Genomic DNA, 13,400 nt, shown 5'->3' on the forward strand with positions numbered 1-13,400 from the left:
ATGTATACTTGGCAATTGGAAGAATTATTAGCTACACCCCACCTCTAAGCGTAGGTGGGGCATAGCTTTAATACAATTTTTAACATTATATTGTAATTATGAAAGAATGCGTTTTTCCCCTTGAATTTCTTGAATTGGGTTAATATTTTGCGTGAACTCAAGAGTACCCATATATTCGCCGCTTTCATTCCGTACTGCGAAATAGCGAATGTATACATATTTATCTTGGAATTTTATCCAGAAATCTTCACAATCTTTTGTACCTGACTTGAAGTCTTCCAAGAGCTTTTCAACGACATGAACACTTTTAGGAGGATGGCAGTTTTGGACTGTTCTGCCGATCACTGCTTTTGTGCGGGCAAAGATGCGTTCCTTTCCGTGAGAGAAGTAACGCACAACATCATTATTATCAATGAATGTAATATCTACAGGTAAGTGGTTTAACATCAGTTCTAATTGTTTTAAAGACAGGATACCGGTTTCGAAACGAATCATTCCTTCAGATATTGCTTCTGCTTGTATTGCTTTTCTTTCAGGTACCCATATAGTTGTAGGACTTGTTAAGCAATAGCCGATTTCATCACTTTCATGAGCGATTTTCATCCATTCATCCTCTGTAAGGGTTTGAAGAGCCATTGGAAATAAAATGTTTTCCTCTTTAAAAATCATTTCGCTTACTTCACGGATAACGAAATAGATGCTATCTAGGACTGTCTTCTTATCTCCGCTATATTTCATTAATTGTTGTTTCGCTTGTTTAATAGATTCGCGAATTCTGTCGTCAACTCCCCACATTACTTGTGTTGGACCGAAAATACCGTATTTCTCTAAATAAGGGAATAGTAGATTTTCTTTCCGACTGTAATGTTTATCAATATCTAGTAACAAATTTAAATCTGCTATTAATTTATATCTATTTACTTCACTATCTTCTTTTTCAAAACGTTCATAGTGAAGCTGAAGTTTGAAGTTAACAAGCATATCGACTTCTTTATTTTCCATTTTAAATGTATGAACCGGATGCCCAGGCTGATCCTCTGGATTATCAGATCGGTGAATTTCTTCAATGGAACCCTTAAAAACAGCCGTATGCACGGAGCATAGATGTTGTACTTCTTCCACTGGAATTCCTTCTTCTTCCATAAGTGCCTGTTCGAGTTGAGAGATTTCTGCGACGGTAATATTTCCAACTGCTTCTTCAAATTGAGATTTTACTTCTTCCACGCTTTTTCCATTATGAAGATCTTTAATGATTCTTTTTAAGATTGCTTGTCGTTCGGATTTATTGATACTTTCTTGTTCACGGTTATTAATGATTTCACTCATAAAGATTCTCCTTTACTCGTTAATGGTAAATCCATTGTTTTTTAAGGTTTCTTTCACAATATCGAATGAGATTCCTTTCATTCGGCATCCATTTGGAATCGTCATGACACGGCCAGCTGTTTGCAGCATGCCGGGTTTTATTATATTTTCAAAGCCTAAATCTTTTAATATAGGGATCATTTCAGGAAACTGGGTAGTTAATTCGTAAACAGTTAGATGAAAATTAATCGACTTTGTCATCATTCTTACCTCAAAAATAAGTGATAGTAATTCTCAATCACAATGTAACATATAGATAGGAATTAGATTGTGAGATGAATCACATATTTGGTTTTTTAAGATGATTTAATGGAGTTTCTCAAGGAGTAACTAAAAATTGAAGTGAGCCTAAACTTGCAATTGTCACAATAATAGTGGGGGATAGAATTTTTTGAAGAATATAAGACTCCCACTCAAGATTCTGAGAAAACGAAGAAAATGGGTGGGAGATAACTGATGATACGTCCTTACTTTTAGGAAGTTTCACTTTATTTGATTTCTTGTATGTCTGTACCTACAGGAATAGAATCACTAGTTAATTGTTGACCGAATACCAATTTCCATTGGTTAGATTCCCTCAACATAGGAATCGTTCCGGAAATCTTATAAGATCCAAAATCCTGTTCAAGTGTAACCAAAGCCAAATTCTTTCCAATAACGGTTAACTGCTTGAGCTCCATTTTTGTAGGATGCTTGCTTAAACGTTGGAAATGTTGCTTGACTTGTTCCTTACTAGTGGGAGAAACAATATACAGATGTGTTAATAAGTCGTCTATTCTGTCCGATTTTAAGGCTTCAATACAACTGTTAACAGCTTCTTGAGCCTCATGTTCTGATGTAGTTGCTTTATTTAAGGTACTGGTCTGTGTATAACCTTGTGGTGGAATTCCTCTTACTATTTTCCATTGATTATTTTCTTTATATACAGGAGTTGTGCTAATCATAATTCTATCTTTAAAGCGCATCTCAGTAGAAAGAATAACAAGTGAATCATTGACTACTTTTGCATGAGTAATGGAAGCTTGGAGCAAAGGGTGATGCTTAATTATCCTTGCATAGAACTCGTTTAGGTTTGATATATCATGTACATATGTAGAATATTTTATCATTTGTTCAACATTGCCTGATTTCTGAGCAGAGAAGAAATGAACTGCAGCTTGACGTGCTTCTTGTTCAACTTGACTATTTTCATGAACAGCAGCAGATACAGTTTTTATAGATGGAGTTAAACAGGTACCTCCAATGAACAGTGTGATTGCTATTCCGCCTGTAACAATGCCTTTACATAAAGTTTTCATTTTATAACCTCACTTTTTTGTTTCATTCTTTACGTTAGTTTGAGGAAATATATAAAACTTTATGTGTAATGCTAAAAATCTATTTATATAGCCGTTCTTAAGAAATACATAAATAACTGCTGTTTTCATAAAATTGCAGCTTTTTCAGACAAAAAAATTAATCGCTCTTATGAATTAACTACCACTTGTGAGTCTTTCATAAGATTTACTTATGTAAATAAATAACAAACATAACATTTTCTTATTCCTTAAATTGACATAAAATTGATAGTAGAAAAGTAAAAACGGTATAAAAGCAGAAGGGAAGGATGTAAAGTGTCGTTTATTTTTAAAACCATTGACCATATTCAGCTAGCCGCTCCATTAGGTAGTGAAGAAACTGCAAGAAACTTTTTTAAGGGCATTTTAGGGTGGGATGAAATTGAAAAGCCGAAAGATTTAAAGAAACGGGGCGGGGTGTGGTTTACATTCGGAAATCAACAAATACATATAGGGATTGAAGAACCATTTTCTCCAGCTAAAAAGGCACATCCTGCATTTGAAGTGGAACATATAGAGGAACTAAAAAGACATCTGATTACGAACGGTGTTCATGTGATAGAAGATGATAAACTTCCAGGAGCGAAAAGATTCTATATTTCGGATCCTTTTGGGAACCGTATAGAATTGTTAGAGTGGATCAAATAATGAAAAATAGTCTCTGTTAAATTTAAAGTATGTAAGTTTTATTTTTCTATCATTAAGTGAGAGGAGAACCAGATGAAGAATAAAATTCCATTATTTTTGTCGCTATTCGCCTTAGTAGGTCAATTTCTTTATTTTTTAATTGTGTCTCTATATACAGGTGAATTTAGATATATGATATGGAGTTTCATGGTTAGTATGATTATTGGTGTTCCTTCACTGATAAAAACATTACAAAAAACGAATAAAGGCGATCAAAACTCGAACCTAGATTGATTTTGTTTTTTTTAACTTCGAAATAAAAATAAATTTATGTAATTCAATTTAAATGTTGATATATTGAAAATAAAATGGCTTGGCTCTATTTTAGTAGAACTAAGCCTATTTTACCTTAGCTATCACCATTTCACTTTTTAAAAATAGTTGTATTTTCAATACGAATAGAATCAACTTCTCCACATTTTAAACAAAATGTATAAACCTTATTGGAGCCACTCCATGAAAACTTATTAGGTTTAATAGGTATATAATCTGTCCCTTCAGCAAATTCGCTGCTTCCACATTTACCACATTTTTTGTTTTCCATATTGAAAATTCCCCCTGTAATTTCTTTATATTTCTACTTTTTAGCTGAATATTAGCTTAAGGAATAACACTGGTAGACTAACTGTTGTTCCCTTTTATATCATTACTTGTCTTTTCAAAACATATATTAACTGTCCGTTCATTTGAACGAGTTCGATGCATTGTATTTGCAGGAATAGTAAATATATCACCTGGCTTCAAAGAAACTGTTTCATTGTTTTCTAAATCTATGAAAAGTTCACCTTCTAAAACATAAAATAATTCATCGCAATCTTCGTGTTTATGCCAGTGAAATTCTCCATTGATAACGGCTATTCTTAGAGCATGGTCATTTACTTCGCTAACGATAAAGTTGGTATATTCCTGTTGGTCTTGTATTAATTTATGTAGGTTAAGAACCTCTAATTGTCCTTTTTTTGGCATGGTCTTTCTCCTTTAGAAATCTAAATTTTGTTAATTTGACTAAATTCGACAGCAGAAAGAAATACCCTTTTTTTACTACATTGTCCAGAAGAAGAAATTTACAACCACAAATGAATCAAAGCAAAACGAAAAAGGATTGAGTCCTGTACAATACAGAATTCAATCCTTACTAGCTGTTTAAAATATTTATTGTTTTTTACGTTTGTTAGTTAGTGAAAAATATCACAATATCTTATATAAGGGGAGCGTTTAGATAATGGCAGGAATACATTGATAAAACTAAGTAACTGTGATAAATTAGTATAGAAACACAATTAATATATTTAATTATATATTATCCCAATTATAATTATACAAGAAATAGTCTCTTCAGTCAACCCTCATTTTCAATTTTTTTAAGGAGTGCATAATATGAACACAGATCTTCGTCAGGAGCAAGAACGATTGGACAGTGTAATGGAGACCATCACGGAGCAAATAAGGAAGATAGAAGACGAAACCAGCCGGCGTCGAAAAGAAGTGGTCAATATCCGTAAATACTTTTGGGATGACGTCAAGGTTAACACAGATACTTTTGACGATTATCTCGAGACGATCATCGGTTTAAGACAACAGGCAGGGGCTCTGTCCGTAAGCCAAAGTACCCACAGGCACGCCTTCAATCGGCTGTCCGTCCTGCACCGAATGCAGGAAGTACCTTATTTTGGTCGAATTGATTTCATCGAAGAAGGAACTTCTGAAGTGGAAAGTATCTATATCGGAGTCTCTACGCTTACGGATACAACAGGAGAGAATTTCCTAATCTACGACTGGCGCGCACCGATATCAAGCATCTACTACGATTACGCGCCCGGACCAGCCGAGTACGTTGCGCCAGAAGAAGTAGTTCATGGCTTGTTGGATAAAAAGTGGCAATATATCATCCGCGGCGGCGTTGTCAAGTCAATGTTCGATACGAGTCTCACCATTGGAGACGAGATTTTACAGCAGGTGCTTGGTAAAGGCACAGACAAACATATGCACAGCATAGTGGCCACTATTCAAAGGGAGCAAAATCAAATTATTCGGTACGATCGTGGGCGGCTGCTCATTGTTCAAGGCGCCGCTGGCAGCGGTAAGACATCAGCCGCCATGCAGCGGATCGCTTACTTGCTCTACAAGTATCGAGAAAACTTGAAAGCCGATCAAATTATTCTATTTTCGCCTAACTCGATGTTTAATAGCTACGTATCCAATGTGTTGCCAGAACTTGGTGAAGAGAATATGCAGCAGGTCACATTCCAGGAATACTTGGACCATCGGCTGAGCAACGGATTTCAAGTCGAGGGTCCTTATGAGCAATTGGAATATGTGTTGACTGCATCACATGACCCTTCCTACCGGACTAGGACTGCAAGCATCCGATTTAAGGCATCGACCCGTTTTTTCGAGACGATCAAAGCATACAGGCAGTCACTAGAACGATCCGGGATGGTATTCAAAGGAATTAAATTCAGAGGAAAACCGGTCGTCTCCGCCAAACAAATTGCGGAAAGGTTTTATAACAGCGACACCTCGCTACGTTTTCACAATCGGCTTGAGAAGTTGATGGAATGGCTAAACGAGCGAATAGATGAAACTGAAAAGCTCGAGCTAACCAAGCCATGGGTACAGGAAGAAATCGAGTTACTTAGCAAAGAGGAGTATCAAAAGGCTTATAACCTCTTACAGAAAAAACGAGGCTTTACGGAAGACTCATTTGACGATTATGAGAGAGAGAGAAAGGTGCTCGGGCGTATGATCGTTCGCAAGAAGTTGAAGCCGCTGCGCAAATCGATCCGAACGCTTCGGTTCATCGACTTTACAGGAATATACAAGCAGCTTTTCGCCGATCCAGCACGAATCAAACTGTGGATTTCCGGGAAAACACCAGAAGAGTGGAAGGATATTTGCCTGTTGACGATGAAAATGCTGGATGAAGGAAAGCTGTTTTACGAAGATGCTACTCCGTTTTTACTTTTAAAAGAGCTGATTCAAGGGTTTGAGACAAACGTCTTAATCAAACATGTACTTGTAGACGAGGCACAAGATTATACTCCATTTCAATTCGAGTTTTTGAAACGTTTGTTTCCTTCGGCAAAGATGACCGTTCTTGGAGACTTTAACCAGGCGATATTCACCCATGCCAGCGAAATGGTCGATTTCCACACACTTACCGGCTTATATGGACCGGATGCAACGGATTCGATCAACTTGACCCGCAGCTACAGGTCCACAAGACCAATCACCGAATTTACACGCGGACTTGTGCCTGGCGGTGAACGGATTACCGCTTTTGAACGCGATGGCGAGAAGCCTGTACTGACGCAATTGTCCAATCGTGCCGAACTGCACCGCCGCATCGCTTCCAAAGTTGCAGACTTGCGGAAGCGGGTGTATAATTCGATCGCGATTATATGTAAATCCGCTGTGGAAAGCACCACCGCATACGATGCCCTGAGCAACGTCGATAAAATTAAGCTCGTGAAAAGCGGCTCGATTGAATATGAACAAGGCGTTGTCGTCATACCGGCGTATTTGGCAAAAGGCATCGAATTCGACGCTGTCATCATTTATGATGCATCGGCGCAAGTATACGGTGATGATAGCCTGCGCAGATTGTTCTATACCGCCTGCACCCGGGCTATGCATCACTTACAGATATACAGTGTAGGCGAACCGAGCCCTTTTTTGCATGGCGTTGCGCCGGAAAGTTTCCTACTGAGTTTGACTTAATAAGTGAGAAAGAACAATAGAAAAGGGTATGCTAGGGCAAATCAATAGGTTTGCTCTTTTTTTTTACGGAAATGATGGAAAAAGAGCTTAATGAAGATCACTCCTGTATAGAGTAGTTGAAGGAAATAGTTGAAAAATGGTAGGATGGTCTTATAATTAGTACCTAGTCATAATATTAAATATAATATAAAGTGAAACTTCCCTCGGTGGGGGTTTTCTCTCATCCCCCACCGAGGGTTAGTTGAACCAATCGGACTTTTACGGGCAGTTGACCCCCACTTAGCCTTCTCCGATTTCTCTAAGCCTTTACGTGGGGGGCTTACTGCCCGTTAAAGCGGGATAAAAAATAATCGGGAGTGGTTTCAAGGGATGAGCACATCAAAGGCGCGGATTACAGCGATTGGTTCCTATGTTCCAGAACGGGTGTTAACGAATTTTGATTTAGCAAAAATGGTGGAGACAGATGATGAATGGATTGTGAAGCGGACAGGGATTAAAGAAAGACGAATCGCAGATAAAGAGGAATTTACGAGCGATTTATGTGTAAATGCCGTTAGAAATTTAATGAAATCATCGAATAAGTCGATTGAGGATGTGGATTTGATTATTGTTTGTACGATTACACCCGACTTTCATATGCCTAGTGTAGCTGCAACCGTACAAGCAAAATTAGGGATTCGTAGAACAGGGGTACTCGATTTAAATGCTGCTTGTGCAGGCTTTACATATGGATTACATGTGGCAAATGGTATGATTACAGCTGGTTTACACAAGAAAATTCTAGTTATTGGAGCAGAGACTTTATCCAAGATTACGGATTATAGTGATCGTACTACATGTATATTATTTGGCGATGGCGCAGGGGCAGTTCTCGTTGAATATGACGAAGAAAATCCAAGTTTCCTTGCGTATCATCTAGGTTCTGATGGTGAGGGTGGCAGCAATCTTTATAGTACGAATTTATCAAATCGTTTGGGTGAAACCGAACTGGTTGATAATGGCTTCATTGTTCAGAATGGACGACAAGTCTATAAGTGGGCTGTAACAACTGTTACACAAGGAATACAGACCGTTATGGAAAACAGCAGCATGAACCTGCAAGATGTCGATTGGTTTGTCCCGCATAGTGCCAACTTAAGAATGATTGAATCAATATGTGAAAAGAGTGATTTCCCGGTGAATCGCACTTTGAGTAGTTTAGTGGATTACGGAAATACCTCAGCGGCTTCCATCCCTCTCTCTCTAGATAAAGGTGTTCGTGATGGAAAGCTACAAGCTGGGGATACCCTTCTATTATACGGATTTGGCGGCGGATTAACCCATTGTGGATTGTTGGTGAGATGGGGATTAGATGAATAATAAACATAGGTGATAAATAGCCTGAGTCCAGAAAGTATCGGACCCAGGCTATTTGAGATTACTTGTTTAAGTGTTACAAATTATTACATGCAAAATACTTTTTTAACCATTGCGGCTATTTCTTCAATGCAGTCTTCGGCATGCGGATATATTCCGTATTTGTCGATAAAAGCATGTTCCATTCCTTTATAACAGATACACTTTACGGGAACATTCCCTGCTTGAAGCTTAGCGGCATATCTTTCACTTGATGGTCTTAGATAGTCAAATTCAGCGATAGCTATAAAAGTAGGTGGCATGTTAGAAATGTCATTTGCTAATAAAGGTGAAAACGTTGGATCAGTAGGATCCATTTCTTTGATATACACATTCTCAATGAGTAGGTGACTGTTTACCATGCCCATTAAGTTATCGTTTAGGTGATTGTACAGTTCGGGTGCAGGTTTATACTGATCAACAGTCCAACTGCACTCTTCCGTTTTTTCTGAGTCTAGACAGACGGTAGGGTAGATCAAAGCTTGCATACCAATGTAGTTTGTGCCTTTTTCACGGTCCAACCATGCAGTTGCAGCTGATAAGTTACCACCCGCACTATCCCCGCCAACAATAATTTTGGTAGGATCTACTCCTAAAGAAGCAGCGTTTTCATGTACCCATTTCACTGCCCCATAACAATCGTTCACAGCTGCAGGAGCGGGAAATTCGGGTGCGATTCTATAATCAACATTAATGACCACAGCAGGAATTTTTTCAGCAAGTCCCTTACAGGCATTTGCCACTACTTCCGGTTTACCACCGAAGAAACCGCCTCCATGATAGAAGACAAAGGCTGGTAACAAGTCTTGTCTATCATTATTTTTGTAGATGTAAACTTTTATCGTGTTTCCTTCACTCGTAAATGAATCTTCACTCTCCGAGATATTTTTTGATAAATCCTTATTTGGTGATCCCATTAACTTCCGTATTTCAAGTGCCATTTCTGCTGAATTAAGAACATCTGGTTTGTCAATGTCAAAAGGACTTTTCGCATCCGTATCATTGGAATCATCCTTAAGGATATATGGATCGAGTGAACCTTCTTTTAAATGAGGAGATTTTTTAAAAATGACCTCCGCTCCTTCTTCAATTGACACTTCCTGTTGTTGTCTTAGTGAAGTTAACGTTTCTTGATAGTCCATATTTATTATCTCCTTACTTCTTTATATTGTTTAGTGGTTACTTTTTTAAGAGCATGGTTTCAATTTCTTCAAGTGATTTGTCTTTTGTTTCAGGTAGATATTTCAAAGTAAAGAAGAAGCCGATAGCACAAAATACTGCAAAGATTGAGAAGGCGATACCCCCACCGAGATGAGCCATCATGCTTGGGAAGCTTTGTGTAATGGCCCAGTTGGCTACCCACATTAAAAATGTAGAAATACTCATTGCAACCCCGCGAACCGCATTTGGGTAAATTTCTGAAAGAATAACCCAGACCACGGGTCCAAGTGAGAAGTTAAAGATTAGTAGATAAAGCATAATAGATGCGATCGTAAAGAAGCCGGTATAGGAAGATAGGAAGCCAATTGCGATTAAAATTAGTGCAAAGGTCATGCCAACTATACCAATGAGCATTAACGTTTTACGACCGACTTTGTCGACGAGCCACATGGAAATAAAGACACCAATAAATCCTATTACTCCAATTAATAATGGCATCAGAAATGCCCATTCACCAGTGGCACCCGCACTAGCGAACACTTGTGGAGCATAATAAATAATGGCATTGATCCCTACTAATTGTTGCAAGATTGCGAGAATCGATCCAATCACTAATATTTTTCTATATCTATGTTCAAACACAGTTGAAAACTTAGTGTTAGAGTTTTGGGTGACGGAATGTTGAATAGCCTCTAATTCTGATTTCGCTACTTCTTCACCATTTACTCGTTTTAAAACGTCAAATGCCTCTGAAATACGTCTCTGTTGCACTAACCAGCGAGGGCTTTCAGGTATAGGAATTAAGAAAATTAGGAAGAAGAGAGCTGGAATTCCTGAGCAACCTAGCATATATCTCCAACCATGGTCGATATTCCAAACATCTGCTTTTCCGCTCATAATAGCGTAGTTAATAAAATAAGAACCCGTAATACCAATACCAACTGCAAATTGATAAATAGTGGCTAATCTTCCACGAATGGTTGGCGGAGCGATTTCAGAAATATAAGTCACAGATAAAACAGATGCTGCTCCGACGCCAAGTCCACCAATAAGTCTTGAAAGAATAAGCATAGGGATTGAGCTTGCAGAAGCTTGTAAAACAGAAGAAATCCCAAATAATATTGCTGAGATCATAAGGACTTTTTTTCGGCCAATCTTATCACTTAGTGAACCTGATGCGATGACGCCAACTGCACCACCAATGAGGATGCTAGATACAACAAATCCTTCGAGTTCTGGAGTGATTGTGAACTTTTGCGCAATAAATCCGATGGCACCGGAGATTACGGCAGTGTCATAACCGTATAATAATCCTCCAATGGCTGCTGCGCATGAAACAAGTGTAACAAATAGTATGGAGTGTTTTTTCGCTGGAGTAACACTCTGTTGAATTGCGTTCATCTGTATTCCCTCCTACTCTAGTAAACAGCGTATGTAAAGCGCTTTCATTTTACGAAAACGATATACGTAAAACGTTTTCATGAGGATAATATAAATCAATCGTTTATAATTGTCAACGCTTTCGACGGCAAAAATTCTAATAAATATCTTTGTTTTGCTATAATATAAGAAATAAAAAGATTAGGGAGATAGAACATTGGCAGATAAAATTACAATATCAGATGTAGCGAAAAAGGCTGGTGTTTCTCCGGCTACCGTGTCGCGTATTATAAATAAAAAAAGTGATGGATCTATCAAGATTAGTCCAGCAACAAGGGAAAAAGTTTTAAAAGTTGCCTCTGAATTAGGGTATAGAATTAATCCTTACGCTTCTGCTTTACGGTCTAACCAAACAGGATTGATTGGTGCGGTGGTGCGAGACATTGGCGACCCTTTTTTAAATAAAATGATAAAAGAACTCCAGAAACAATTTCAAACGAGAAAACATGAACTGTTTATCGGTCACTCTGCCTATAAAGAATCTGTTACAGAAAATCAATTAAGCATGATGATTAACCATTGGTTTGATGGACTCATTATTTTAACAGCACCAGATAAACAATTTATCGATGAAATACATAAATCTCAAATTCCGTATATTTTTATCTATGGTGGCTTAATCGATATGTATAAACCGACAATTCGAACTGATGATAAAGAAGGTGTGAAAGAAGCCATAGAATATCTAAAGGATTTAAAGCATGAAAAAATTGCTTTTATAGGGAAAAAGGGGACAGGGACCAGCCAGCGAACAAAGTTTTTTAGGGAGATTCTTGACGAGAACTTGTTAAAAGAGGAGTGGGTGACAGAGATCACCGATGAAACGGAAATAAAAAGCTTTATACAACAGACGATGGAAAAGGATGAAAAACCCACAGCGTTGTTTTGTTGCACAGATCGAATTGCTATGAAAGCGATATACGCCTGCAATGAATTAAATATTAAAATTCCTGATGAGTTGTCAATTATGGGATTTGATGATATTGATTCAGCTAGTGACATTTTCCCTAGATTGACGACCATTCGCCAGCCTTATGAACAAATTGCGAAAGAAACATTGAATTATTTATTTCAGAGGATTAATGAAGAAGAAAACATCATGGAAGATTCCGTTATCCTGAAGCCAACTTTAGTAATTAGGGATTCGTGCAAGGAGCGATAACCGTTGGCCAGATTGGGCGGTAAGATGGGGATTGGATTCATAATACATTTGAAATAATGTTAATATTTGGATAAAATAGAGGTAGGATACAAAAAGGCTTGATAATAAAACATACGTAGGTTCTTGGTTTAACTAGCATTTCCAGAAGGGAAAATACTTCTCTAAAAGAAATGAGGTGTTGAAATGAAAAGATTTTTTAAGTCTTTTATGTATGGAATATGCCTTTCTATATTGTATATCGAAGTTGTTTTGGGTTCTACACTTGCTTTGCTTCTCATGGGTTATTCAGAGGTAGATTCAAACCCGAAAATACTAGGATTTCCATTATATTCGATTCGTATAAATGGAGCCACTTTTCATTCCGAAGCTACCACATTAGGAGTACTATTATCATTATCGGCAGGGATGATTCTATATTATGTAGTTAGTAGGAAGAGAAGGATAACCCCAAAAATGTAAATCTAGATTACGTGCATGAGTTTTCTGGAAGTGTTCTAACTTCCAGAAAACTTTTTCACTTATTAGTGAAAATATTCACATACATAAGGTGGGCTTCGTACTTAGTTAATCATTTTTCTTTACCATAAAAGTTAAAATGAGAATAAATAGGAAGGAAAGAAAACTCAATAATGGTAAAGTAATAAACCCTAAAATTTCAAACTGCACATCAGAACAGGATACTCCAACATGACAGAAGTTACTTGTGAGGTGAAAGAATTGAATATAATATTGATACCCAGCAACCAATAATCCAAATAGGGATAAAATTCTTAGATTGTACACAACATTGTACTCTTCTCTTAGGAGTGCTACCCCCGTTAAAACAGGTATCGGGTAGATCGCAATTCTTTGGTACCAGCAAAGTGTACAAGGAACAAGCCCCACAATGTCACTGAAATATAAACTCCCTACTACAGAAAGAATAGAGGTCATAAAAATAAGGATTAGTATTTCTCTAAGGGTAAATATCTTCATTTTTTGCTCCTTCTAACAAGACGGTGAAAATAATTTTTGGCTAATATCCTAACAATAAACGAGTATCATGATTTCATCAAACCCATCCGTATTAATATGAATTTGGATTGGAATCGTAGTTTTAGAGATTCCATTTCCTTTCCTTTTACTTATCTACC

At 37.5% G+C, this 13,400-nt stretch carries 12 protein-coding genes; 4 read left to right on the plus strand and 8 right to left on the minus strand.

Annotated features, from left to right (window positions below; genetic code table 11):
• Positions 1–96: 96 nt before the first annotated feature.
• The 3 genes from ACM5BR_RS00140 to ACM5BR_RS00150 form a co-directional block, all read right to left on the minus strand.
• The gene (locus ACM5BR_RS00140) at positions 97–1,326 is read right to left on the minus strand and encodes a DUF438 domain-containing protein (RefSeq protein ID WP_416825141.1); all 1,230 of its coding nucleotides are present in this window, start codon (positions 1,324–1,326) and stop codon (positions 97–99) included.
• Positions 1,327–1,338: 12 nt separating this feature from the next.
• Positions 1,339–1,566: a DUF1858 domain-containing protein gene (locus tag ACM5BR_RS00145; protein ID WP_416825143.1), complete on the minus strand. Its 228-nt coding sequence runs from the start codon at positions 1,564–1,566 to the stop codon at positions 1,339–1,341.
• 287 nt (positions 1,567–1,853) lie between these two features.
• Positions 1,854–2,663, minus strand: a complete 810-nt coding sequence (locus tag ACM5BR_RS00150) for a hypothetical protein (protein ID WP_416825145.1) — start codon at positions 2,661–2,663, stop codon at positions 1,854–1,856.
• A gap of 315 nt (positions 2,664–2,978) precedes the next feature.
• Between ACM5BR_RS00150 and ACM5BR_RS00155 the strand changes: the two genes are divergently transcribed.
• Positions 2,979–3,350 (plus strand): VOC family protein, encoded by a 372-nt coding sequence (locus ACM5BR_RS00155; protein WP_416825147.1) that lies wholly within the window; start codon positions 2,979–2,981, stop codon positions 3,348–3,350.
• A 403-nt stretch (positions 3,351–3,753) separates the two neighbouring features.
• Here ACM5BR_RS00155 and ACM5BR_RS00160 read toward each other — a convergent pair whose 3' ends face one another.
• Positions 3,754–3,933, minus strand: a complete 180-nt coding sequence (locus ACM5BR_RS00160; protein WP_416825149.1) for a hypothetical protein — start codon at positions 3,931–3,933, stop codon at positions 3,754–3,756.
• Between the two features lie 77 nt (positions 3,934–4,010).
• Positions 4,011–4,355, minus strand: a complete 345-nt coding sequence (locus ACM5BR_RS00165) for a cupin domain-containing protein (protein ID WP_416825151.1) — start codon at positions 4,353–4,355, stop codon at positions 4,011–4,013.
• A 411-nt stretch (positions 4,356–4,766) separates the two neighbouring features.
• On the opposite strand from ACM5BR_RS00165, the gene helD reads away from it, so the two are divergent.
• Together helD and ACM5BR_RS00175 are read left to right on the plus strand one after the other, a co-directional pair.
• Positions 4,767–7,109 carry an RNA polymerase recycling motor HelD gene (helD, locus tag ACM5BR_RS00170; protein WP_416825153.1) on the plus strand — a complete coding sequence of 781 codons (2,343 nt, stop codon included), beginning with the start codon at positions 4,767–4,769 and terminating at the stop codon, positions 7,107–7,109.
• Positions 7,110–7,478: 369 nt separating this feature from the next.
• A complete protein-coding gene (locus ACM5BR_RS00175) occupies positions 7,479–8,468 on the plus strand; it encodes a ketoacyl-ACP synthase III (RefSeq protein ID WP_416825155.1) in 990 nt (329 codons plus the stop codon).
• A gap of 83 nt (positions 8,469–8,551) precedes the next feature.
• Here the strand turns inward: ACM5BR_RS00175 and ACM5BR_RS00180 are convergent, their stop codons facing one another.
• Positions 8,552–9,646 (minus strand): alpha/beta hydrolase, encoded by a 1,095-nt coding sequence (locus ACM5BR_RS00180; RefSeq protein WP_416825157.1) that lies wholly within the window; start codon positions 9,644–9,646, stop codon positions 8,552–8,554.
• A 37-nt stretch (positions 9,647–9,683) separates the two neighbouring features.
• Entirely contained in the window at positions 9,684–11,066 is a 1,383-nt protein-coding gene (locus ACM5BR_RS00185; RefSeq protein WP_416825159.1) for a sugar porter family MFS transporter, read from the minus strand.
• 196 nt (positions 11,067–11,262) lie between these two features.
• On the opposite strand from ACM5BR_RS00185, the gene ACM5BR_RS00190 reads away from it, so the two are divergent.
• Entirely contained in the window at positions 11,263–12,267 is a 1,005-nt protein-coding gene (locus tag ACM5BR_RS00190; protein WP_416825161.1) for a LacI family DNA-binding transcriptional regulator, read from the plus strand.
• Between the two features lie 564 nt (positions 12,268–12,831).
• Here ACM5BR_RS00190 and ACM5BR_RS00195 read toward each other — a convergent pair.
• Complete coding sequence (locus ACM5BR_RS00195; RefSeq protein ID WP_416825163.1) at positions 12,832–13,242, minus strand: disulfide bond formation protein B; 411 nt, start codon at positions 13,240–13,242, stop codon at positions 12,832–12,834.
• Positions 13,243–13,400: the final 158 nt, after the last annotated feature.

This window comes from Ectobacillus polymachus (genome assembly GCF_048159605.1).
GTDB lineage: Bacteria > Bacillota > Bacilli > Bacillales > Bacillaceae_G > Ectobacillus > Ectobacillus polymachus.